The sequence below is a fragment of the Mucilaginibacter sp. 21P genome, assembly GCF_019331605.1.
Taxonomy (GTDB): Bacteria; Bacteroidota; Bacteroidia; order Sphingobacteriales; family Sphingobacteriaceae; genus Mucilaginibacter; species Mucilaginibacter achroorhodeus.
Window position 1 is genome coordinate 1,901,028 of record NZ_CP063061.1, and the last position, 24,338, is coordinate 1,925,365.

The window sequence follows — 24,338 nt, forward strand, 5'->3', positions numbered from 1 at the left end:
GTTCGAATGAGAAGGAAAAAGGAGTATAATTTTAAGAAAGCATCAATTTGGTTTGATGTTGTAATGGCCGTTTTTTTAGTGTCAGTATTTATATATTGTTTACTCAGTATTTTTTTCGATGGAGCGTCTCGGTTTGTTTTATTAGTTTTAATTATTCCGGCGTTTCTTCTATGGTTTCAGGCATATGTTATATTTATTACCATTCAGTTTAATAATGCAGATAATGGTAAGCAGATAATAATAGATGATCTGGGTGATAATATGATAGTTATACAGCATGATGAGCAAATCAATATTAATCGGGATGAAATAGATTTAGTAGAAATACATGAACAAAAGTCTTTAGGCAAGTTTGGCACATACAACTACATGGTAATTGTTCTAAAAAGTGCCGTTAAAATAACCATTACCCAATTCACAGTTCCTCTTTTGGCTTACGACAACATTATGCAATCCTTTTTAAGGGAAAAGCCACGTCAGTATTATAAAAAGACATTTAATTATATCAGGCTGTAAACTCACAGAGCTTGTCGAAGATTTTAAAAATGGACAGTGGTTCCAAAGGCCTAATGACATAATGCTTTGAATTTATCTGCTTAGTGGCAGTATCTGCTGATCTAATCCTCCGTCAACCCTTTGTAAACATCCTTTTACGAAACAATCTTAGCGGAGCATTTGTCGTATATTTATGTGTGAGCGAGGGTAGTAAAATCGCTCATTCACTCACTCCATAATTCAGTAACTAAAAATGTCATATAATCAATTAACCCCCGAAGAAGAATACGTAATACTGCATAAAGGCACCGAGCGCCCATTTACCGGCGACCTGCTTAATAATAAAGCACAAGGCGTATATGTGTGCAAACGTTGCGATACGCCACTTTACCAGTCAGAAGATAAATTTGAATCTTTTTGCGGTTGGCCAAGTTTTGATGATGAGATACCGGGCGCGGTAAAACGCGTACGCGATGCTGATGGCAGAAGAGTAGAGATCGTATGCGCTAATTGCGGTGCCCACCTGGGCCACGTTTTTGAGGGAGAGTACATGACCCCTAAAAACACCCGCCATTGTGTAAACTCTATCTCCATGAAATTTGTGCCGATAGAACAATTAAAGAAATAATCACATCACCGGGACATTAATATCATCCCCACGGTTGTAAAAACCGGTGGGGATTTTTCTTTTTCCACATTAATTGTTGTTAAGAAAACGGAAAAAAAATTGGTGCAGATAAGTGCTTGAAAAAGCGCGTTTTTAGAGCCTTTTACCTTTGAGTTTTAGGGTTGTTTATAACGTGTGGAAATCGCACAAATGCCGATGTATTTTTGTTTTGATAAACAATATTTTTTGTTGTGGTAGGCTATAATAAGTTGATGGTTAGATGCTTAAAATTTTAAAGCACTTACAATAATCTCAATGTCATCTTGCCGATTGTGGACAACTTATAGGTGATGTTAAGAACTTAGACTATCTCGGAATTGCCTGATGCCCTATCTTTGAATTACAAGTTCTTTCAAGTACTATCTATGATGCCGGTTACCTACTGGCAAATTTGAAAAATGAACCATATTGTATGTGGTTTAGAACGTGCAACTAATAACAAGTTGAAGAAGGCAAGAGGGGTTTGAAATTGAGTGAGTAATATGCGCAAGTCGATGTCGACTGCTAATTTTTTATAACTCGCCATGGTAAACCTGTCTGCTGTTGTCACGTAGGTAAATTGAATATGAACGCGTAACGGAGCTATTAAAATAATATAAAGAGGCAATGCAAGAGGAAACCGAATTACTGTTAAAAGAGAACAAAGACCGCTTTGTTATCCTGCCGATAAAGTACCCGGCAATATGGGAAATGTACAAAAAGTCTGAAGCCAGTTTCTGGACAGCAGAAGAGATAGATCTTTCTGATGACCTTAAACACTGGGAAAGCCTAAACTCGGGCGAAAGACACTTTATATCACACGTACTTGCCTTTTTTGCTGCCAGCGATGGTATTGTAAATGAAAACCTTGCAGTGAACTTCATGAGCGAAGTGCAATTGCCGGAGGCGCGTTGTTTCTATGGTTTCCAAATCATGATGGAGAATATCCACTCTGAAACCTACGCATTGCTGATCGATACTTACATCAAAGATCCGGTTGAGAAAGATCGCCTGTTCCACGCTATTGAAACCGTGCCTTGTGTAGGTAAAAAAGCAGAGTGGGCGCTGCGTTGGATAAACAATGGTTCGTTTGCAGAGCGTTTGGTAGCATTTGCCGCTGTTGAAGGTATCTTCTTCTCAGGTAGTTTCTGCTCTATCTTCTGGTTAAAGAAACGCGGTTTAATGCCGGGCTTAACCTTTAGTAATGAGCTGATCTCTCGTGACGAAGGTTCGCACTGTGAGTTTGCTTGTTTGCTTTACAGCATGCTGGAGAACAAGCTGAGTAAAGAAGCTGCAACAGCTATTATCACTGATGCTGTAGAAATTGAAAAAGAGTTTGTTACCGATGCATTGCCCGTAAACCTGATAGGTATGAACGCTAAACTGATGCAGCAATACATCGAGTTTGTTGCCGATAGATGGTTGGTAGAGCTGGGTTACGATAGAGTGTATAACGCAACCAATCCGTTCGACTTTATGGAGATGATAAGCTTGCAGGGTAAAACCAACTTCTTTGAAAAACGTGTTGGTGATTATCAAAAAAGCGGTGTAATGAATAGTGCCGAAAGCAAATCATTCTCGTTAGACGAGGATTTTTAAGGGTAGAGACCAGAGATTTGTGATTAGAGATTAGGAAAAGAAAATCATGAAATCCACTAATCAGGCAGATCAAGGTTCAGAAAAAAGAGAACAAGAATAATTAATATATAAACTTAAACCATCCGGCGGGCGGCCGGGTAAATAAGGAGGCGGTAAAAAAATGTTTGTAGTAAAAAGAGACGGCAGAAAAGAGTCGGTTAAGTTCGACAAGATCACAGCTCGTATTGAGAAGCTGTGCTACGGGTTCAAGCTGGTTGATCCAATTGATGTAGCGAAAAAAGTAATTGAAGGTTTGTTTGATGGGGTTACCACATCAGAGTTGGATAACCTTGCAGCAGAAACAGCAGCATCATTAACCACCAAACACCCTGATTATGCTTTGCTTGCATCGCGTATTGCGGTATCAAACCTGCACAAAAATACCACGAAGTCGTTCTCTGAGACCATGAAACGCCTTTATGAGTACATTGACCCTAAGACAGGCAAAAGCGCTGCTTTATTGGCTGATGATGTACACGAGATCATCCAAAAAAATGCAGATATCCTGGATAGCAGCATTATCTACGACCGCGACTTCGGTTTTGATTACTTCGGCTTTAAAACGCTTGAGAAATCATACCTGTTAAAATTGGACGGTAAAATTGCCGAGCGCCCTCAGCATTTGTTTATGCGTGTATCTGTTGGTATCCACAAAGAGGATATCGAAAGCGCAATCAAAACATACAACCTGATGAGCGAGCGCTGGTTTACGCACGCAACGCCTACTTTATTTAACGCCGGTACACCAAAACCTCAAATGTCATCATGCTTCCTGTTAACCATGAAGGATGACAGTATTGAGGGTATTTATGATACATTGAAACAAACCGCCAAAATATCGCAAAGCGCGGGTGGTATTGGCCTAAGCATCCACAATGTGCGTGCAACAGGATCATATATCAGCGGTACAAACGGTACGAGCAACGGTATTATCCCAATGCTGCGCGTGTTTAACGATACTGCCCGCTACGTTGACCAGGGTGGTGGCAAGCGTAAAGGCGCTTTCGCTATCTATCTTGAACCTTGGCATGCAGATATCTTTGAATTCCTGGATCTGCGTAAGAACCACGGTAAAGAGGAAATGCGTGCACGTGACCTGTTCTATGCCCTTTGGGTATCAGACCTGTTCATGAAGCGTGTTGAGGCAAACGAGGACTGGAGCCTGTTTTGCCCGCATGAAGCACCTGGTTTAGCTGATTGCTTTGGTGCCGAGTTTGAAGCTTTGTATACTAAATATGAAAGAGAAGGACGCGCACGTAAAACCATCAAAGCACAAGAGCTTTGGTTTGCCGTGTTAGATTCACAAGTTGAAACCGGTACGCCTTACTTGCTGTACAAAGATGCTGCTAACAGCAAATCAAACCAGCAAAACCTGGGTACTATAAAAAGCTCAAACCTTTGTACCGAAATTATCGAGTACACTTCTGCCGATGAGGTAGCGGTTTGTAACCTTGCTTCTTTAGCATTGCCACGCTTTGTTATCGATGGTAAGTTTGATCATCAGAAATTATATGATGTTACCTACCAGGCAACGTTAAACCTTAACAAGATCATTGATCATAATTTTTACCCGGTAGTAGAGGCAGAGCGTTCAAACCTGCGCCACCGCCCGGTTGGTTTAGGTGTACAGGGTTTGGCTGATGCTTTTATCCTGTTACGTTTACCTTTCGAGAGCGAAGAAGCAAAACAATTGAACAAAGAGATCTTTGAGACCATTTACTTTGCCTCAATGACGGCTTCTAAAGACCTGGCTATAAAAGACGGTGCTTATGAAACTTTCAAAGGTTCACCTTTATCAGAAGGTAAATTCCAGTTTGATCTGTGGGATGTTAAACCGGCAAGTGATCGTTGGGATTGGGAGAACCTGCGCCTGGATGTAATGAACCACGGTGTACGTAACTCATTATTAGTTGCGCCGATGCCTACAGCTTCAACATCACAAATTTTGGGTAATAACGAGTGTTTTGAACCATATACTTCAAACATATACACCCGCCGTGTATTAAGCGGAGAGTTTGTGATCGTTAACAAACACTTGTTAAGAGACCTGGTTGACCTTGGCTTATGGAACAACACCATGAAAGACAGGATCATCAGCGCAAATGGTTCTATTCAGGATATTGCCGAAATACCTGCCGATATCAAAGAACTGTACAAAACAGTATGGGAAATTAAAATGCGTAACATCATTGATATGGCAGCCGATAGGGGTGCTTATATCTGCCAGTCGCAGTCGCTTAACTTGTTCATTAATTCGCCAAATGCATCTAAACTAACTTCAATGCACTTCTATGCATGGAAGAAAGGCCTTAAAACAGGTATGTACTACCTGCGTACGCAAGCTGCGTCACAAGCTGTTAAATTTACAGTTGAGAATCAGGGTGGTAAAAACATGGAAGCCGTTATACCAGAAGTTGTTGGTAATACCAGCGAAGAGGAAATGCCGGCAGGCCCAACCTGTTCAATGGAAGAAGGTTGCGTTACCTGCTCTGCATAATTTCGCCTAATACGATATAAATAGAATTAAGTAGTCGGAAAGTCAGAAAGTCCGCACAAGTCCGAAAGTTAAAAGATGTTTTCTCATCTTTGCTTTCGGACTTTTTTATTGATCGATTTTCCGGCTTTTTGGACTTTCGGTCTTCCCAACTTCCTACTCAAAATATGCTCACCTCCGCCAAACACGAAATACTCCATTGCGAACGCTGCAGCAAGCCGTTTGAGTGTAAAGCCAATGCCTACACCAAATGCCAGTGCAGTACTGTGCAGTTAAGTATAAATGAGGTACAGTACGTAAGCGAGCTATATGATGGCTGCTTGTGCGCCGGTTGTTTATTGGAGTTGCAGAAGGAGTATCAGGAGAGTTTGTAATTCTTAATCCTGTGTTTCACAGTCTCAACGTTTTCATTATCTTAGGGCAACATTTAAACTATTCTTTATCACAACATGTACCCTAATTCCCCAAGGAAAACTGCACTGCGGGCCTCTTTCATTATCTTAATGTTAAGCACCTTTTTCTTATTGCCGGCTAATGCACAACGCCGGGGCCTTGGCCTAAATGCTGACGGCGACCTGCTTGGCGGTAGCAACAGCAGCAGTGGTGGCGGCTCTACCGTTGATAGGGAGAACGGTTGGGGTGTAGCCATTAACCTTGGTTATGAAAGTCCTGACAAGGATCTTAGGGATTATTACAAAGCTGCACCTACTTTCGGCTTAACAGTTATAAAGCGCTTAAACAACTGGCGTTTCTCCGGCAGTGCCGATTATCGTTCATATAAACCCAAACAAGACGTTTTTGTGACCGAGAGTGATTATGGTAATGCATATACGGCTTTCAGTAATTTCCGCGGAATAGGGTTATATGCGGGCATAGCTTATAGTTTACCAATTACTGATGCGGTTGAAATTTATGGCGGTATCAATGCCGGTTCGGTATTTATAAGCCAGTCTTTTTACACTGAAGATGATGCCGGAAATCAGTTTTCATTTTCGGGCAATTCATCTTTAAACTACCTGGGTCCAAAACTTGGGGTTAATTTTGCAAGCGCCGGTAATATCACCATCGGTATTGAAGGTAGGTATGGCTTAAACATTACCGGCTTTAACTCAAATACACAAACCGGTACAGAGGTTTACAAGGGGTTCAGTGCGGCGTCGGCTAATTTAATGCTAACTTATAACTTTTAAGCCTGTCTGGCGTGCCAGTTAGGCTTGCGGTCTTCAAGGTTGGCTTCGATGATACCGTAAATCTCTTTCGCTTCCCCATTGACCCAGTTCAGTCGAGTCCAGACCCTATCATGAGAACCATTTGGCCCCTTAAAATAAAAGTACAGCGCGGTAACTGATCTGCCTTGTGATAGCTTGATATCTGTTATATCACCCCATTCAATAATAAAATTTTGCGAATGGTCTACAACGCCTATTTGATTTATCTCGAAAGCTATTTTTCCTCTCAACATAGGAATAGTGTACCTTATAGTTATATATAAAAAGATAGTGATGAGTGTAAGCACTGCTGTACCATAATATAATTCATCTACAATATTTTTTGAAAGTGCTTTAGAAAACGGACTGCTTATGAGATATAAAGCCCATGCTAAAAGTCCATAATTAATTAAGCAATAACTCCAACTATAGCGGTACGTTATTTTGTCCTCCATTAGGTAAAAGATAGCTTTATGTTGCGTGGTGTTGCCATTTGAAGTTGCGTTCTTCTAAATTGGCTTCAATAATACCAAAAACATCCTCGTCGTCGCAATCTACCCAAGTTAGCGACATTTTGATGCAAGTTTCGCGGCCATTAAAAAGGTTGTAATAACAATGCAGGGTAGAGAAACCTTGCGTATTATTGGCAAGCCTCAGGTCGGTAATGTCAGTCCACTCTATAATTACGTTTTGCGGGTAATAAATAATGCCTTGCTGGTTTATCTCTAAGGCAGTACTTTTCTTAAACGCCGGTATAACGTATTTGTAGGTGGTAAAAGCTGCGTAAACCATGAAGAACGCAAAAAATACGCTCATCACAAATACGCCGCTAACGCTGCCAACGCTAAAGTAATCATAAAGGTCTATTCCCAGCCAAACCACAGGAATAGCAAAAAAAGAAGCGTATAGCAGGCTGCTGATCAAGCTATAGCGAAAACTGATCTTTTCTTCACGTGCCATAAGGGTGATAATTGGTTAAACCTAATATACATAAATTTATTTGCAAGAAGTTCACAGTTTTTTGGGTTTCATATAGATTGCCTATCTTCACGCACTCATAAAAAGCATACTTAAATTATGAAATTGTTAGAAGGAAAAACCGCACTGGTTACCGGTGCTTCAAAAGGGATAGGCCGCAAAATTGCCGAAAAATTTGCTGAACATGGTGCCAATGTAGCTTTTACTTATTTGTCATCTGTTGAAAAGGGACAAGCCTTAGAGCAGGAACTGCAAAGCTTTGGTACCAAAGTAAAAGGTTACCGCAGCGATGCTTCTAAGTTTAATGAAGCAGAAAAGCTTATAAATGATATTGTTGCTGATTTCGGTGGTTTAGATATTGTGGTAAATAACGCCGGTATCACTAAAGATGGCCTGCTGATGCGCATGACCGAAGACCAGTGGGATGAGGTGCTTGACGTAAATCTCAAGTCGATATTCAACGTTACCAAAGCGGCTTCAAAAATTATGATGAAAGTACGTAAAGGTGTGTTCATTAACATGAGTTCGGTTGTTGGTGTGCAGGGCAATGCCGGCCAGGCTAACTATGCAGCATCAAAGGCGGGTATCATTGGTTTCTCAAAATCGGTTGCAAAAGAATTAGGTTCACGCAACATCCGCACCAACGTGGTTGCACCGGGCTTTATTCGCACCGAAATGACCGACGTATTAGACCCTAAAGTTGTTGAAGGCTGGGAAGCAAATATTCCATTAAAACGCGCAGGAGAGGTTGACGATGTGGCCAATGCCTGCGTTTTCCTGGCATCAGATATGGCAGCATACATCACCGGGCAGGTTATCCCTGTCGATGGTGGAATGCTGTAGGTCTAAGTCAAAATTCAAAATTAAAAAGTCAAAGGTTGCGGAGTGCGGCTTTTGGCTTTTTAATTTTGGTATCTTATCCCAAGATCTGCTGATACAGCTTAAAATAATCCTCAGCCATTTTTTCTTTAGAGAATTTTGAAGCAGCCCAATCGTGGCAGTATTGCCTGTTGATGGATGGGATGCTCTTGATCGTGTCTACAGCTTCATCAATTGTGTTGACTAAAAAACCCGTTTTTTCGTGCTGTATCAACTCCGGCATTGAACCTTTGTTGAAGGCAATTACAGGAGTTCCGCACAGCATGGATTCTGCCACGCTCATTCCAAATGGCTCGGCAAAATTGATAGGGTGGAGAAGGGCAAGGGCATTACCTAAAAGTTCGTTACGTTTTTCCGGGCCCGCTGAGCCTACATAAACTATCTGCTCGTTTAAGTGTGGCTCAACCTTTTCGCGCCAGTAGTTCTCATCTTGCTTGATACCAGCTATGAGTAATCGCTTGTTTGCCTTCTTAGCTATTTCTATGGCTTCTGCAGCGCCTTTATCATGATGAATACGACCAAAGTACAGCAGGTAGTCTTTAGGCTTCTCTGTAAACTTAAAATCTGCGGTGTCTAAACCGTTGTAAACCGTAGCCATATATTCCAACTCCGGGCTGCGGTCCGCATCGCTTATAGATACATAATGCCCGCGCTTATTATACTTTTTATAAACGGGTATTATTCTCTGCGATGAAAAGCCATGTATAGTGGTAATAACCGGGGTATTGATAAGCCCGGTATAAGTTAGCGGCAAAAAATCAAAGTTGTTATGAATGATATCAAACTCGCCGGCTTTTTCCATCAGGTTGCTGATATGCAAACACTCGAGCACCTTAGCATCCTGCGTTCGGTCTTCCTCATAGCCTTGTTCGCAAATTGCATCCAGTTTGCCTGCAGTAATGGAGTCGCCGGTAGCAAAAAGGGTAACATCAACGCCAAGCTTTATCAAACCTTCGGCAATGTTAGAAGCAACCTGTTCCCATGGCCCGTAATGCCTGGGCGGTGTGCGCCAGGCAACGGGAGCTAAAATCGCTGCTTTCATTTTTGTTAGCAGATCTTAACTTTTTGTTCCAATTTGTTGTACTCGTACTCCAGTTCAAAAGCTTTAAGCACTGTGAGGTGCGATATCATGTAGGCAAGCGTACTTTCTGCGCCCTGGTTACGGTTAATACCGGTAGGCAACAAGCCATCGCAGCAGCCTTTTGTTTCGTGATCATAAAGCGGTGCGCGCAGTGTATTCTCACCCAGGAACCATTTGTAGCTTAGGAACATCTTTTCAATATACTCAGGCTTACGGAAAGTTTGATAGGCCTGGAAGTGCATCAGCACCATGGCCATAGTTTCTATAGCTTGCTGATCGAAAGTAGGAAATGTACCGCCGCGGTAGTACCAGCCATCGTTACCAACTGGGCTTAAGTAACCATTTGATAATGTTAACTGATCAAGGAAAGCCATGGTTTTCATTGCTACTTCCTTGGCTTTAGGGCTGCCCGTAATTTCGTAAGAATGAAGTAGCGCTAAAGGCAATATAGCATTGTCATAGGTCATGCTTTCTTCAAACCATTCCCAGTCATCAGAACGGGTATTGTCGTAAGCATCCAATAATGGTTGCGTTAGGCGTATCAACTCGGCAACCATACCTTCGTCGGTTGGGTAAACCTGCAGGTACAGCGCAATACCGATAATGGTATTTGCCTGGCCGCGGATATGTTTAAGTGCTTTAAAGTGAGTGTATGATTTATGAAACAGCTCTAAAGCAAATTCGCGGTAAGAGTTGCTGGCAGCACAGCTAATCAAATGACCCAGAGCCCAGATGGTGCGGCCAAATGAATCCTCTGAACCTACCTCATCCAGGTAACGCCTATCAAAGCTTAGGAAGTTACGGAAGTTACCGTCATCCGTTTGCATGTAGTGAATATAGCTCAGGTAGATAGGGAGCAGGCGATAAGCTTCGCTGCTTTTGTTACGCTGGTAGGCCATTAAAGCCATTATCAGCGCACGGGCGTTATCATCAAGGCAGTAACCCTCTTTTAAGTTAGGGATACCGTATTTGGCATGCTGAACGATACCGGTATCGTCAGTTAAACGCAGTACGTGCGCCAAGCTAAACTTTGGTAATATCTCAGGATCAACGATGCTGTTTTTTAATATCTTGTCGCTAAAGTCGTGCCTTGCAGAAGCCTCTTGTGCTACTTTGATGAACTCGGCACCAATTACCGGCCAGCGCAGATGCAAGCCGTACTCATAGGCGTTTTGTTTTAATTCTTTCAGTTGTGCATCATCGCCCAATAACTCGTTAATTGTGTCAGCTAAAGCATCTGAGTTTTTAAAATCAAACAGACGACCACGGTCATCAGCCAACAATTCAGTTGCGTGCCAGTATGGGGTTGAAACTACTGCTGCACCTGCACCAACGGCGTATGATAATGTACCGCTGGTAATTTGCGCTTCGTTAAGATAAGGGGTTACGTATACCTCTGCTGCGGTAAGGTAATTGATCAATTCATCTTCGGCAACAAACTTGTTGATGAATGCCAGGTGTTGCGATACTTTCAATTGAGCAGCTAAACTTTTAAGGTGGTCGCGGTATTCCTCGCCCGAGCTTTTAATAACGCCGGGGTGGGTGTTACCCAATACCACATACATCACATCCGGGTGTTTCTCTACAATTTTGGGTAGTGCCTTAACAACCGTTTCTAAACCTTTGTTACGGCTTAACAAACCGAATGTTAACATTACACGGCGATTCTTAAACTGGCTTAAGCTTTTAACCGGGTTGGGTTCTGGTGCTTCAACATCAGGTACGCCGTGCTCAATTATTTGTATCTTCTCTGCAGGTATATCGTATATGGTGGTTAAAAACTCCACTGCGCGTTTGCTCATTACAATGATCTTTGATGACTGCTCGGCAATCTCGCGGATAACGATACGCTGTACGTAGCTTGGGTCTTTTAAAACCGTATGCAGTATAGAGATAAGTGGTTTCTCTAAACGGTTTATCAACGGTAATACATATATGCCGCTCTCTCCACCGTAAATGCCAAACTCGTGTTCCAATATCACTGCTTCTACGTTACTGGTGTTGATGTAAGATGCTGCGCGGATATAATCCTTTTGATGATTTTGACGGATAACGAATTTAACGTGCGATGGGTATTCGTACTCTTGCAGATCCTCAGAATCATTTAGTGCAACTACATAACCACCATCAAGCGGATCCTTCCTGTCCGGGAAGTTAGCGTTAATGGCGTTCATTAAGTTGTGGTTAAAGGTAGCAATACCACATTCTCGCGGCGGATAGGTTGATATATAAGCGATTTTCATAGTGTATGTAGAGGTCCGTTATTTATTGCTTAGTTGTCAAGATGCGTTAAAAACACTAATTGACCCGAAAACTGTGCACTGCTGACCTTAAATAAGGCTATTATAGCCATACAGCGGATCAATTTACGCAGGCATTAACCTATATGCATAAAGTATACCATAAACATCAATAAAAGCCCGTTACAGCATTTATTGAAGCATTTTTGATAGCATAAAGGTAAAACTAATAGTTGTTCGGATGATAACTGCTTAATCTTCTGTATGTTGGGCGATGGCTTGCACAATGATATGGCAAGCTTTAACAAGCTCTTCTGTCGTAATAATTAAAGGCGGTGCAAGGCGCATGGAGTTACTACAGTGCAAAAACCAGTCTGTAATTACACCATTTTGTATACAGGTGTCGATGATTCTCTTATTAGTATCAAAACTTTCAAATTCCACAGCCAGCATAAGGCCCTTGCCGCGTATCTCTTTTATAGCCGGGTGCTGCAATTCGCGGCGGATAATTGCTTCTTTCTCCGCAACGTCATCTATCAGGTTCTCCTCAAGCAAAACATCTAAAGCTGCCAGCCCCGCAGCACATGATACCGGGTGCCCGCCAAAAGTAGTGATGTGCCCGAGGATAGGGTTCTCTTTAAATGCCGACATGATCTCTACCGATGACACAAACGCACCTACGGGCATGCCGCCGCCCAAGGCTTTAGCCATCAGCAAAATATCCGGAACGATATCGAAATGCTCAAAGGCGAACAATTTGCCTGTACGGCCGAGCGCGGCCTGTATCTCATCTAATATAAGCAGCGTACCTGTTTCAGAACAGCGCTTGCGCAGGGCTTGCATCCACTCGTAGTCCGGAACCCTGATACCCGCCTCGCCCTGTATGGTTTCGAGGATAATGCAAGCGGTTTGATGATTGATGAGTTCAAGATCATCATGATTATTCAATCGCATAAAGCCAATGCCGGGTAGCAATGGGCGGTAGGCTTGTTTAAATTCCTCGTTACCCATAACACTGAGTGCACCATGTGTGCTGCCATGGTATGAGTTATTAAACGCTAATACATTTGGCCTGCCGGTGTAACGCTTAGCAAGTTTGATAGCTCCCTCAACAGCTTCGGCTCCTGAGTTGGTGAAGTAGACGGAGTTTAACGAGTCCGGTAGAATACTCACCAGTTTTTCAGCAAAGCGCACCTGCGGGGTTTGTACATATTCTCCATATACCATCAGGTGCATGTATTTCTCTGCCTGATCCTTTACAGCCTGCACAACTTTAGGGTGGCTGTGGCCCAGGTTACTTACGCCAATGCCGGAGATAAGATCCATATAACCTTTGCCACCTTCTTCATAGATATACACACCTTCGGCACGGTCAAATTCCAACAGTAGCGGGAAGTGAGTGGTTTGTGCATTATTGTTAAGAAAAAGCTGGCGAAGGGTGAGCATATTCTTTAATTGTAATTTGCAAAGATAGATAAGTTGTAAAGTTTAGGGCTGCGGTATAAACAAAAAAGCAGCGCTTGTGCACTGCTTCTATATTTTGTTCAAGTTAGTGACCTTTCAAATGTTACAACTTTCCAACCTTCTAACAATTTAATTGCCTGCCCTGATGCTGCGTTCGCTTAATTGTTTAATCAGTTCATCTGTAAACTCGCGCTCGCTTTTGTATAGAAGGCTTACCTTCTCAGGAGGAAGGATCTTCATAAACTCATCGCGGTAGCGCTGGCGTATCTCAACCAGTTGTTTTTCGTAAGCTATTTCTTTATCTACCTGTTCGGTACCGTTTGCAGCAGCGGTAGAGTTGTTTGCACGCTTTAATATACGTACTGCAGTAAGGTCTTGTTGGTATTGGTTATACAGGGGCCAAAACTTACGCGCTTCGTCACCGGTAAGGTTTAACTGCTGCCCTATAAAGTTATTTCGTGCAGCCAATATTTTCTGGCCTTTACCAGTACGCGGGCGGTTAAACTGTGCGTTAGGTGCCGCCTGGCTGCGGAAACCCGCACGCAGACTGTTCACCTGTGCAAAAGCATCAACCCCGGCTACTGCCAGTACACCAATAAATATGTATTTTAAAAGCTTACTCATGTTAGTTAACATCCAAATAGTCCTGTAAATCTTGCGACAGGGCATCTGTATTTATTTGTTCTTCGTTGGCATTCTCCAACAGCTGGCGATTATCGCTTGCGTCTATATGCAGCTCTAAATAGTCCTTTATCTCATCTGCCGGTATTTGCGACAGTTGCGAATGCAGGTAGCTTCTTTGATGCTCAACCGGTTGTGGTACTTGTGCATTCCTTAAAAAAGCACCGGCGCCAATTATCAAAGCTAAACAAGCAGCTGTTGCATACTTAAAGGTATTTGAAGCCCAAAGTTTACGTACAATGGTTTTACGGATAACCTCTTCGCGGCCAACGCCCGTAGTTTTAGCCAGTATATTTTTATTCAGTGTTTCAAAGTAGTTTTCAGGTACTTCAAACACCGGTTCTTTTTGTAAAATTTCTACCGCTATACGGCTGTTTATCTGTTGTTGCAGGTTATCAAAATATCCGGCAGGCACAGTAAAGCCAATATCTTCTTTGTTTGCTGCATCCTCAATGGCAATGCGGCTTTGTATGTTAGCGCTAAGCTGGTCAAAATATCCCTGCGGAACAGCAAAAGACGGCTCGTTTGGATCTGCCGCCGCCTCAATATTTATCCTGCTTTGGATATTGTTAGTTAAATTCTCAAAATAATCTGCAGGCACGGCAAAGCCTTGTGCCGTATCATCAGTTTTTAAACCCTCAATGTTCACCAGGGATAATATGCGCTGACCGGCCTCTTCAAAATAGCCGGCTGGCACTGCAAACGGCGTTTCTTTCGAAAACCGTTGAAGTGACATTTCTTCACCTGCCCATTCCTTATTCTCCATATCGCTTTTCATACATCCTTATAGATGACTTTACTTTCAAAAGGTTTAATACTAAATTAAAAATTAATCATTTGATAGTATAAAGCTCTCTATCTTTTTTCACTGCGAGGTGATATGACGCTTTTAGTGCACCAACGCTTGTGCCTAAAACCTCGCTCATTTCTTCGTACTTCATATCATCAAAGTACTTCATGTTAAAAACCAGGCGTTGCTTGTCGGGCAGTGTTAAAATGGCCTGCTGTAACTTCATTTGTATCTTATCGCCGCTGAACTGATCAGAGCTTGATAAAGTATCAGACAGTTCATAGTCCACATCGTCAAGTGAGACGTTATTTTTTTGTTTCTTTTTATTTAAGAAGGTGATGCACTCGTTGGTAGCTATACGGTACATCCAGGTGTACAATTGTGCATCATTACGGAAACCGGGCAGGTTTTTCCAGATCTTTATAAAAACATCCTGCGTAATGTCATCGGCATCATCATGGTCTATCACCATGCGCCGCACGTGCCAATATATTTTCTGCTGATATTTTTTCAGCAATATATTAAAAGCCTCGTTGCGGGTTTTCTCGTCCCTAAACTTGCTTAAAATTTCTTCGTCTTCTGCCTGTATGGCCATTTATTGAATTTTAATCTACTTTAATAAGTATAAAGCGTTTTTGTTTGAGATATGTTTTAACTACGGTTATTTGCCCAGCAGTTCAAGCACCTGCTGTGATGATGCTTTGGTATCAACCTTTTCAATAATATGGGTAATTATGCCATCGCCATCTATCACAAAAGTTGTGCGGGCAGTACCCATATATTTTTTTCCGTACATATTTTTCTCAACCCAAACGCCATAAGCCTCAACTATGCTGTGTTCAGTATCGGCTATCAGCGTAAACGGCAATTGATATTTGGTTTCAAACTTTTTGTGCGATTTTTCATCGTCAACACTTACACCTATCACCTCAAAGCCTTTACCTGCAAGCGATTGATAGTTGTCTCTAAAATCGCATGATTCGGCCGTACAGCCAGGGGTATCATCCTTTGGATAAAAATAGAGTATAACGTTTTTACCCTTGTAATCAGACAATGAAACAGGGTTGCCATTCTGGTCGTTTGCGGTAAAATCCGGGGCTTTGTCGCCGGCTTTAAGTTGGGTTGCCATGTTTTCTATCGGTTAAAATCTGCCTTAAATGTAGATGTGTTGTTTTTAGCATCAATAACAGTAAACTCAAAAGTGTGTTTGCCCGGGGAAATGCTACCGTCAAATGTATAACTTAATATCTTGGTTTTAAAGTTACGTTCAACCAGTACCCATTTTCCATCTATTTTACCGGCATAACTTTTAATGCCCGATAGGTTATCGCTCATTCTAAGCTTGATCGCCTTGATAGCACCTAAGTTTGCGCCGTTGCGGATATTAATAGGTGTAATGATTGGCGCTACCGTGTCTATTTTTATATAATAATCGCCAAAGGCACGTGCCGAACCTTTTACCCAGCCGTTCTCCCAGGTGCTTGGGATAGCGCCCGTTGCGGCGTTTACTATCACAGCCTTTTCAGCATTGGCACCCAGGTCTGCATCTGGTTTTATCCAAATATCAAAGCTATCGTGTATAGGTGTAAGCTTGTTGTGCAGGCGGTGAGTAGCAGAAAATGCGCCCGGTTTAGCGGGTAGTTCTGAGTAAATAAAGTCCAGATCATCATATAGGTTACCCGCCGGAATAATCACCTTAACCTTATTGTTGACAAATTTACTCTCTCTATCGTAATGCAGCAATGTTCCCTCCGGTTTAGCCGGAGCAAGATTGGCCGACGAGGTGTTAGACTGCACCTTCAGGTTCAATGTAGAAGTATTACCTGCCACATCTTTAACCACAAACTCAACGTCGTGTAGTTTATCATCGTTAAACGCTAAGATACCCCGGTTAATGGATTGAGGATAAAGCGTGATGCGACTGCCCGGCAGGATAAAGCATTTCTGCATCCAGCGGCGGGAGGTGAGAAAGGCCGGATAATCGATGTAGGCGTTTATAGCATGGGTTTGATCAAAGGCGAAACGCTCTACCGAGAAAGTGTACATGGTTGTGCCATCCAGCTTCATCTCAATAGAATAAATGCCGTTTTTATTGGCTGATGCACTATTCCTGTCCGTAACCGAGATACCGAAACCTGTGTTGCCGCTAAGGGTTAACACCTGCGGTTTCAGTAAATGATAGCTGTTGCCTGCGCCACCAACGGCCAAAAATTCTTTAGGCGTTTTATCGCTGAAGGGGTTGCCGTTAAGATGATATATGCCCAGTGCCGTAATGGTTGGCGGTATCTCATCAGGGATGGTTAGGCCAAAGAGCTGCGGATTGATGGTCTCTTGTGTTGTAGTGTCTCGTAATTCAAAGTGTACGTGTGGGCCTGCAGATGCGCCCTCGTTACCTGATATGGCAACTACATCGCTTTTTTTAACAGGGAATACACCAGCTGGTATGGCGATATCGGCCTCGTAACTTTGATTTTTGTACTGCCAGTCGTGGATGTATTTCTCCACCTCGGGCATAAAGTTGTTGATGTGGCCATAAACCGAGATGTATCCGTTTGGATGGGTGATATAAAGGGCTTTGCCAAAGCCACCGAACTGGATGCGCACCCGCGATATGTATCCGTCATAAACCGCATGCACAGGATAGCCTATACGCTGGTTGGTGCGAAAATCTAACCCGGAGTGAAAATGATTCGGCCTCAATTCGCCGAAAGAACCTGCGGTAGATGGTGGCAGATCAAGCGGGTAACGGAACTGGTCTTTAGGGTATTGCCTGGTTTGGATAACATCCTGCGCACTGGCAGTAGTAAATGCAAAAAAAGCAATTATTGATAGAAAAGTACTTTGTGTTCTATTTAACATGGGTATGTGATCTCGCTAAGAAGCAAAGCCGCTCTGTTTAATGAATGGGCTCCCGGAGAGATAATGTTTTATTTAACGTGAAAATCTAAAAGCTTTTCGCCCTCTAAAAAACCTTCGAGCCTGTCGCCAATGGCAACTTTACCAACACCTTCGGGCGTGCCGGTAAATATCAGGTCGCCTTTCTTTAGCGTGATGTATTGGGATACAAAGGCAATGATTCGCTCGAACGAGAAAAGCAGATCTTTGGTGTTGCCTTGCTGGCGCGTTTCGCCGTTAATGTTTAAGCTGAAGTTGATGTTATAGATATCGGCAAAGTTTGCCTTTGGTACAAAATTACTAACAGGTGCCGAGCCATCAAAAGCTTTAGCCAGCTCCCATGGCAAGCCTTTTTCTTTGTGTTTAGATTGAATATCACGCGCGGTAAAATCAACCCCAAGGGCTATCTCCTCAAAATAATTGCCCGCAAATTTTTCGCTGATGTGTTTGCCTTCTTTGCTCACCTTTAATACAAGTTCTATCTCGTGGTGCACATCCTGCGAAAACTCGGGGTGGTAGAATGGTTTGTTATCCTTTAAAAGCGCTGTATCCGGTTTCATAAATATCACCGGGGTAGTTGGTACCGGGTTGTTCAGCTCTTTTGCATGCTCTGCATAGTTGCGGCCAATGGCAATTATTTTCATAGGCACGCAAATTATAAACTATGCGAGGTAAATCCTAAAATTGAAACAGAAAAAGAATAAGGGAAGAATTGGATGATTAGTAAACTACAGAAATACGCCTGTTCACTGTTTCGTTACCAACAACAATGCGCAAAAAGTAAAAGCCCTTTTGTAGTTTATTAGCAACACTAAAGGTGAAGTTTTGATCGCCGGTCTCAACACGCTGCGAAGTAAGCGTAAGCACATCATTACCTAAAACATCCATTATCTTAACATTTACGGTAGCGTTGCGCGATAGCGTATATTTTAGGTTGATAACATCGGTTACCAGTGTAGTTACCTGCACGTTGGTTAACAGTTTATCATCTGCTCGCGGCAGATTGATCTTAGCACTTGATGTAGCGGCAGGCTTAAGCGGCGGTAATGCGAGATGTAAACCTGTTTTTAGAATTGATTTGTTTTGGCGGGCACGAAGCGCCCGCAAATATGATGAATCGCTCTTTTGTGCATTAACTCCTCTTGCAAGCGCAAAGTTAACCGCTATTGCAAGCACAATTACAGTTAACCAGGAATTAATATAAGTAGACCTTTTCACCATATGTATAATACACGTTTCGCAAAAGTATAAATAAACTTAGTATCAATTTTAAATCGATACAGATAAATAATACTTTTAACAAATTTTAACAAAAAGTAGTTTTAATAGTTACTACTTGCAATAGACTTATACGCTTTATTATAGTTTAAGTTGTAATTGTTTTTTTAAGTAGTTTTGCATCGATTTTAAAACAACTGTGTCAAGTCATAAAGATCTACAACGTCTATCCGCCGCCGGTCTGCTTATTAGTTTAGGGATAATCTACGGCGATATAGGTACATCACCGCTGTATGTGTTTAAGGCCATAGTAGGGTTAGAGCATTCAACCAATTCGCAGCCGCTTACGCAGGCACTTGTATTGGGCGGTGTATCACTTATATTTTGGACGCTTACGCTGCAAACAACACTCAAATATGTAGTTATAACCTTACGGGCTGATAACAAAGGCGAGGGTGGTATATTCTCACTTTTCTCTTTGGTGCGGCGTAAGGCAAAGTGGCTTATTGTGCCCGCGGTTGTAGGTGGTTGCGCTTTGCTGGCCGATGGTATTATTACCCCGCCAATTACCATCTCATCTGCTATTGAAGGGCTTACCGCGTATTATCCGCGCCTGCCAACGGTACAGATCGTTATTGGTATTATAGCCATATTATTTATTATCCAGCAGTTTGGTACCTCTTTAGTAGGAAAGGCCTTTGGGCCGCTAATGTTCTTATGGTTCACCATGATGGGTGTTTTGGGGATTAGTTACATTGTGCAAATGCCGGTGATTTTTAAGGCGCTTAATCCTTATTATGCCTTCCAGCTATTAACATCAAGCACCTATGATGCGTTCATCATACTGGGTGCGGTTTTCCTGTGTACTACAGGCGCCGAGGCCTTATATTCAGACCTGGGCCATTGCGGGCGCGATAACATCCGTATCAGTTGGATCTACGTTAAATCCTGTTTGGTGCTAAACTATTTGGGTCAGGCGGTTTGGTTACTGCAGCGCGAGGGCAAAGTGATAGACCTTAGCGTTAACAACCCTTTTTACAAGATAATGCCCGACTGGTTCCTGATATATGGTATCGGTATCGCCACAATTGCGGCGGTTATTGCCAGCCAGGCGCTTATATCAGGTTCGTTTACGCTTATTGCAGAGGCGGTTCGGTTAAACCTTTGGCCAAAGGTTAAGATCAATTATCCGTCCGATCAGAAAGGACAATTATATGTGCCAAGCGTTAACTGGTTGCTTTGCGCAGGTTGTATTGGCGTTGTGTTATTGTTTCAGCACTCCAGTAAAATGGAAGCGGCCTATGGGTTAAGTATTACCGTAGCCATGTTGATGACCACCATATTGGTTTCTAAATTCTTACAGCGTAAAAAAGTACCAACGTATATCATCATATCGTTTTTTGCGGTATATGTGATCATAGAGGGTATCTTCCTATTGGGTAATCTGGTGAAGTTTATACACGGCGGCTGGTTCACTTTATCAATCGGCTTAATACTGTTCATCATCATGTGGACCTGGCACATTGCCCGCAGGATCAAAAACCGCTATGTTAAGTTTATTGAGATTGACGATTATTTCAACATTATAAAAGAAATGAGCGAGGATGAGAGCGTACCTAAGTATGCTTCTCAACTTGTTTACCTAACAAGTGCCAATTTCAACTCAGAAATAGAATCAAAGATCATTTACTCTATTCTACAAAAACAGCCAAAACGTGCCGATGTGTATTGGCTGGTACACGTTGATGTGGTTGATGAACCTTATAAACGTGAATATGAGGTAGATTTTTTGGTGCCCGGTAAACTGATCCGTATCGACTTTAAATTAGGTTTCAGAGTTGAACAGCAAATTAACCTGTTGTTCCGGAAGGTAGTTGAAGACCTGGTTAAGAACGGGGAGGTTGATATTACCAGTAAGTATAGATCCCTTAACAAGCACAAAATTGTTGGCGACTTCCGCTTTGTGGTTATCGAAAAAGTTATCTCACGCTCTCATAATCTGTCGTTATACGAGAAAGCCGTTATGTTCATCTATGGGCAGCTTAAGCGGGTGAGCCTTTCAGAAGAGCGCAACTTTGGCCTCGATCTGAGTTTCGTTACGGTTGAAAAAGTACCGCTAATGCTTACCTCGCCAGATTCGGTAAATATAACAAGGGTTAAACCGTAAACTGATTTCTCTTAAAGCCCCCGCGGGGAAGTAGTATCGTTATAGGAAAGGGCAATCCAACCGGATTGCCCTTTCTTTATTTTATTGTTGACTAACTAAGTCAGCCATCCTGATGCGCCGTTACAAACCGGAATGCGTTCACGAGCGTTCACGATGTTCACGATGTTCATGTGCGTGAACATCGTGAACATCTGGTATTCGACACCCTTATTGGTGCATTAAATTCAAGGTCGGACCTTACTCTTTTTTATCAGAAAATGCTGTTTCAGATTTCTGTTTGCCCAACACGCTATGTTTATAACCGTAGCTAAAATATATCACTAAGCCAATAACTAGCCAGGCAAGGAAACGGATCCAGCTTTCATACTCCAACTCGGCCATCAGGTAAAAACAGCTCAACAAGCCTAAAACAGGTATAAGTGACAATTTTTTAATAAACGCAAACACGGTAAGCGTGAATGATAACATCAGGAATAAGAAATAAGGGAACTTATGGTGTAAAGCTTCGCCTTCAAATAGATTAGCAATCCAATGGCGGCCAAAGAACACACCAATGATGAACATTGCAGGTACGATGAATTGTGAATTAATGTAAGGCAAATGGAACTTACCTTTAACCGCTGCTTCGCGAGGTAACAGTAATACACCGCCACAAACCAGTACAAATGCAAACAGGGTTCCTATGCTTGTTAAATTAGTAACCTCGGTAAGGTTTAGGAACAATGCCGGTACAGCCACAACAAACCCGGTTACTATAGTAGCAAATGATGGTGTATGAAACTTAGGGTGAATGCGAGAAAAAGCCTTTGGTAATAAACCATCCCGGCTCATGCTCATCCATATACGGGGCTGGCCCAACTGGAATATCAATAACACACTTGCGGTAGCTATCACTGCGCTTACAGAGATCACATAGCTTATGTTTTTTAAGCCGACTTTTGAAAATACAAAAGCCAATGGATCGCCTACCTGCAGGTCTTTATAGTTAACCATACCGGTTAGCACTAAAGCTATCAGAATGTACAAAATGGTACAAATAACCAGCGAGTAGATCATGCCTTTCGGAAGGTCGCGCTGGGGGTTCTGACATTCCTCAGCGGTGGTAGATATAGCATCAAAACCAATATAGGCAAAGAATACGCCCGAAACACCTTTCATAACGCCACCGAAACCGTTAGGCAAAAACGGGTGCCAGTTGGCCGGTGTAACGTAAAAGAAACCAATGACAATAACGGCCAGTACCACCGCAATTTTAAGATAAACCATGGCATTGGTAGCCTTTTTGGTTTCGCGGATGCCTATATAAACTAAATAGGTGATAATGATAACAATAAGCAATGCGGGGATATTGGCGATAAGCCTGAAATTGCCGGAACCCGGAGCTGTAGACCATGCCTCAGCAGCGTGTCGCAGTCGTTCGGTAATATCTGCGGTATGGCCGCTTGCTGTTAATTGCTGTATCTGTTCATGTGCTTTAAAAGCGGAGAAGTAATCTAATGTAACCCATGCCGGTAAATGGATGTGGAAACCCTCTAACAGGTTAACGAAGTATTCGCTCCAGGAGATAGCCACTGCGATGTTACCGATGGCATATTCCATCAACAAGTCCCAACCTATGATCCAGGCGATAAGCTCACCGAAAGATGCGTAGGCATAAGTGTACGCACTGCCCGCAACCGGTATGCGCGATGCAAATTCAGCGTAACACATGGCAGAAAAACCACAGGTTATAGCCGTTAAAACGAACAAAAGCGTAACGCCCGGCCCGCCGTTAAATGAAGCTTCGCCGATGGTTGAAAATATACCTGCACCAACAACGGCTGCAATACCCATTAGGGTTAGATCTTTGGTAGTAAGTGCTTTTTGGAGGTGCGATGCCGTGCCGGGATGCTCGCTGTCGCTAAATCCGCTGGCAACATCGGCCAGTATTTTAGATACGGACTTTTTTCGAAATATACTTTTCGACATGTATTGAGGTCAGTTTTCTTTTAATCAAACATAGCCATTTTTTTGCATTGAAGAAGTATATACCTTACTTTGTGCCAATGAACACCGGCGCTAAAGACGTTTTGCATAGGGTACGTACCCTTTTTATCCCTTATATTATTCTGTTTTGCGCCTGTTTGATCATCAAGCTGCTTTATACCCGTTCTGAGATATACTTCGCGGTAAATAAACACTATTCAGACTTCCTGGACGCGGTTGAGCCATACATCACCCACCTGGGCGACGGCTGGACTATGCTGGCGCTTGCTGCTGTAATACTGCTGTTTAGTTATCGTGCAGCGTTACTTACTGCCAGTAGTTACGCAATTACAGCGCTTACGGCACAAGCCTTAAAATATGCTTTTGATTTTCCCAGGCCGCGCATCTACTTCCAGGATCAACTTTATAAAATTCACTTTGTAAAAGGTTTGTACATACTTGCGGTACACAGTTTTCCGTCGGGGCACACAGTTACTGCCTTTTCTATGGCAATGGTAGTTACTTACTTAGTTAAGAATAAGAATTGGGGATTTGCTATGCTGGTATTCGCCATGATGGTTGGCTATTCGCGCATGTATCTAAGCCAGCACTTTTTTGAAGATGTGATGGCCGGTTCGGCAATAGGCGTATTTGTTACGCTGGTTTGGCTTACCTTCTTAGATAGCCGTAAATTTATAAACAGCCCCCGTTGGTGCCGGGGGCTGTTAACTAAATAGCTATTTAAGCTACCGCTTTTTTCCTGCGGATAACCAATATAGTAGCGATGATCAATATCAATGCTGCGCCACCAAAAATACCCACTTTGGCTATGGTAGACATTCCCTTAGCATTGCTCAAATATTGATCGGTGCGTTGTAACTCCGGAGATACCTTCAATGATGCAGAATACTCTTTGTATTCGTTTTTCGCAAGGTCTTTGCTTAGTGCTTCATAGTAATACTCAATGGTGTAAGTAACATCTTGTGTGTATAAGACAATGAAGTTCCTTGATTTTACACCGGCACCTTCGTCAACCTCAAGCGTAAATGTCTTGGCTTTAAGGTGGCCTACGGTAGTATCACGCAGGTTCATCACGTCGCCGTTACTTTGGCCTTTAATGCCGGCCACGTAATCTTTAAGAACCTTGTTCAGGTCTTTCTCTTTCTGCAAAGGCTTTTTGTCCTGGTTAGGTGCACGTATAACGGTCATGTAACCATAAGCACCGTTTGCATTGTATATAGACTGACCAAGGGTATCCTTTTTTGTGTACTTAGCCGGTAACGAGATGGTGATCAAGCTATCAATCTTAACCGGCTTTAATGGTACTTGTGCCTGTCCAAAACTTGTGGCGGCCATAAGTACCAAACCTAAAAATGCAATTAACTTTTTCATGCTATAATTAACCTGAAAAACACTTATAGGTTTTAAAATATCTCAAATTAGATGCCTTTATAGATATTTAAACGATAGATTATTAGATATTTATATAGTATTATTAC

22 protein-coding genes and 1 pseudogene are annotated in these 24,338 nt (G+C 42.5%); 9 read left to right on the forward strand and 14 right to left on the reverse strand.

What is annotated here, in order from left to right; genetic code table 11:
- Positions 1-6 precede the first annotated feature (6 nt).
- The 6 genes from INP83_RS08645 to INP83_RS08670 all read left to right on the forward strand — a co-directional run bounded on the left by INP83_RS08645 (position 7) and on the right by INP83_RS08670 (position 6,463).
- A complete protein-coding gene (locus INP83_RS08645) occupies positions 7-516 on the forward strand; it encodes a hypothetical protein (RefSeq protein WP_219127092.1) in 510 nt (169 codons plus the stop codon).
- Positions 517-748: 232 nt separating this feature from the next.
- Positions 749-1,123, forward strand: a complete 375-nt coding sequence (locus tag INP83_RS08650) for a methionine-R-sulfoxide reductase (protein WP_146268716.1) — start codon at positions 749-751, stop codon at positions 1,121-1,123.
- A 645-nt stretch (positions 1,124-1,768) separates the two neighbouring features.
- Positions 1,769-2,740 carry a ribonucleoside-diphosphate reductase small subunit gene (locus INP83_RS08655; protein WP_146268715.1) on the forward strand — a complete coding sequence of 324 codons (972 nt, stop codon included), beginning with the start codon at positions 1,769-1,771 and terminating at the stop codon, positions 2,738-2,740.
- 160 nt (positions 2,741-2,900) lie between these two features.
- Positions 2,901-5,276 (forward strand): ribonucleoside-diphosphate reductase subunit alpha, encoded by a 2,376-nt coding sequence (locus INP83_RS08660; RefSeq protein WP_146268714.1) that lies wholly within the window; start codon positions 2,901-2,903, stop codon positions 5,274-5,276.
- A 164-nt stretch (positions 5,277-5,440) separates the two neighbouring features.
- The gene (locus INP83_RS08665; RefSeq protein WP_146268713.1) at positions 5,441-5,647 is read left to right on the forward strand and encodes a cysteine-rich CWC family protein; all 207 of its coding nucleotides are present in this window, start codon (positions 5,441-5,443) and stop codon (positions 5,645-5,647) included.
- 129 nt (positions 5,648-5,776) lie between these two features.
- A complete protein-coding gene (locus INP83_RS08670; protein WP_219127093.1) occupies positions 5,777-6,463 on the forward strand; it encodes a hypothetical protein in 687 nt (228 codons plus the stop codon).
- On the opposite strand, the gene INP83_RS08675 is transcribed toward INP83_RS08670, so the two are convergent.
- Together INP83_RS08675 and INP83_RS08680 are read right to left on the reverse strand one after the other, a co-directional pair.
- Positions 6,460-6,936: a hypothetical protein gene (locus INP83_RS08675; protein WP_219127094.1), complete on the reverse strand. Its 477-nt coding sequence runs from the start codon at positions 6,934-6,936 to the stop codon at positions 6,460-6,462. The genes INP83_RS08670 and INP83_RS08675 overlap by 4 nt on opposite strands.
- A gap of 16 nt (positions 6,937-6,952) precedes the next feature.
- Positions 6,953-7,441, reverse strand: a complete 489-nt coding sequence (locus INP83_RS08680) for a hypothetical protein (protein WP_219127095.1) — start codon at positions 7,439-7,441, stop codon at positions 6,953-6,955.
- A 117-nt stretch (positions 7,442-7,558) separates the two neighbouring features.
- Between INP83_RS08680 and fabG the strand changes: the two genes are divergently transcribed.
- Positions 7,559-8,302, forward strand: a complete 744-nt coding sequence (gene fabG, locus INP83_RS08685; protein ID WP_219127096.1) for a 3-oxoacyl-[acyl-carrier-protein] reductase — start codon at positions 7,559-7,561, stop codon at positions 8,300-8,302.
- 73 nt (positions 8,303-8,375) lie between these two features.
- Here the strand turns inward: fabG and INP83_RS08690 are convergent, their stop codons facing one another.
- The 10 genes and pseudogenes from INP83_RS08690 to INP83_RS08735 all read right to left on the reverse strand — a co-directional run bounded on the left by INP83_RS08690 (position 8,376) and on the right by INP83_RS08735 (position 18,710).
- Complete coding sequence (locus INP83_RS08690) at positions 8,376-9,380, reverse strand: glycosyltransferase family 4 protein (RefSeq protein WP_219127097.1); 1,005 nt, start codon at positions 9,378-9,380, stop codon at positions 8,376-8,378.
- A gap of 5 nt (positions 9,381-9,385) precedes the next feature.
- Positions 9,386-11,662: a glycosyltransferase family 4 protein gene (locus INP83_RS08695; RefSeq protein ID WP_219127098.1), complete on the reverse strand. Its 2,277-nt coding sequence runs from the start codon at positions 11,660-11,662 to the stop codon at positions 9,386-9,388.
- 249 nt (positions 11,663-11,911) lie between these two features.
- A complete protein-coding gene (locus INP83_RS08700; RefSeq protein ID WP_219127099.1) occupies positions 11,912-13,105 on the reverse strand; it encodes an aspartate aminotransferase family protein in 1,194 nt (397 codons plus the stop codon).
- Between the two features lie 147 nt (positions 13,106-13,252).
- Positions 13,253-13,747: a hypothetical protein gene (locus INP83_RS08705; RefSeq protein WP_219127100.1), complete on the reverse strand. Its 495-nt coding sequence runs from the start codon at positions 13,745-13,747 to the stop codon at positions 13,253-13,255.
- Position 13,748: 1 nt separating this feature from the next.
- A complete protein-coding gene (locus tag INP83_RS08710) occupies positions 13,749-14,582 on the reverse strand; it encodes a hypothetical protein (RefSeq protein WP_219127101.1) in 834 nt (277 codons plus the stop codon).
- Positions 14,583-14,633: 51 nt separating this feature from the next.
- Positions 14,634-15,189, reverse strand: a pseudogene (locus tag INP83_RS08715) (RNA polymerase sigma factor).
- 66 nt (positions 15,190-15,255) lie between these two features.
- The gene (bcp, locus tag INP83_RS08720) at positions 15,256-15,723 is read right to left on the reverse strand and encodes a thioredoxin-dependent thiol peroxidase (protein WP_146268702.1); all 468 of its coding nucleotides are present in this window, start codon (positions 15,721-15,723) and stop codon (positions 15,256-15,258) included.
- Between the two features lie 5 nt (positions 15,724-15,728).
- Positions 15,729-17,453, reverse strand: a complete 1,725-nt coding sequence (locus INP83_RS08725) for a M23 family metallopeptidase (RefSeq protein ID WP_219127103.1) — start codon at positions 17,451-17,453, stop codon at positions 15,729-15,731.
- Positions 17,454-17,521: 68 nt separating this feature from the next.
- Complete coding sequence (locus tag INP83_RS08730) at positions 17,522-18,133, reverse strand: fumarylacetoacetate hydrolase family protein (protein ID WP_219127104.1); 612 nt, start codon at positions 18,131-18,133, stop codon at positions 17,522-17,524.
- A gap of 76 nt (positions 18,134-18,209) precedes the next feature.
- Positions 18,210-18,710, reverse strand: a complete 501-nt coding sequence (locus INP83_RS08735; protein ID WP_219127105.1) for a T9SS type A sorting domain-containing protein — start codon at positions 18,708-18,710, stop codon at positions 18,210-18,212.
- Between the two features lie 196 nt (positions 18,711-18,906).
- Here INP83_RS08735 and INP83_RS08740 point away from each other — a divergent pair, with 196 nt between their 5' ends.
- Complete coding sequence (locus tag INP83_RS08740; protein WP_146268698.1) at positions 18,907-20,874, forward strand: KUP/HAK/KT family potassium transporter; 1,968 nt, start codon at positions 18,907-18,909, stop codon at positions 20,872-20,874.
- 237 nt (positions 20,875-21,111) lie between these two features.
- Here INP83_RS08740 and INP83_RS08745 read toward each other — a convergent pair whose 3' ends face one another.
- Positions 21,112-22,842: an amino acid permease gene (locus INP83_RS08745; RefSeq protein ID WP_219127106.1), complete on the reverse strand. Its 1,731-nt coding sequence runs from the start codon at positions 22,840-22,842 to the stop codon at positions 21,112-21,114.
- Positions 22,843-22,889: 47 nt separating this feature from the next.
- Here INP83_RS08745 and INP83_RS08750 point away from each other — a divergent pair, with 47 nt between their 5' ends.
- Positions 22,890-23,576: a phosphatase PAP2 family protein gene (locus INP83_RS08750; protein WP_219127107.1), complete on the forward strand. Its 687-nt coding sequence runs from the start codon at positions 22,890-22,892 to the stop codon at positions 23,574-23,576.
- A 4-nt stretch (positions 23,577-23,580) separates the two neighbouring features.
- Here INP83_RS08750 and INP83_RS08755 read toward each other — a convergent pair whose 3' ends face one another.
- Positions 23,581-24,231, reverse strand: a complete 651-nt coding sequence (locus INP83_RS08755) for a hypothetical protein (protein WP_146268695.1) — start codon at positions 24,229-24,231, stop codon at positions 23,581-23,583.
- Between the last annotated feature and the right edge of the window lie 107 nt (positions 24,232-24,338).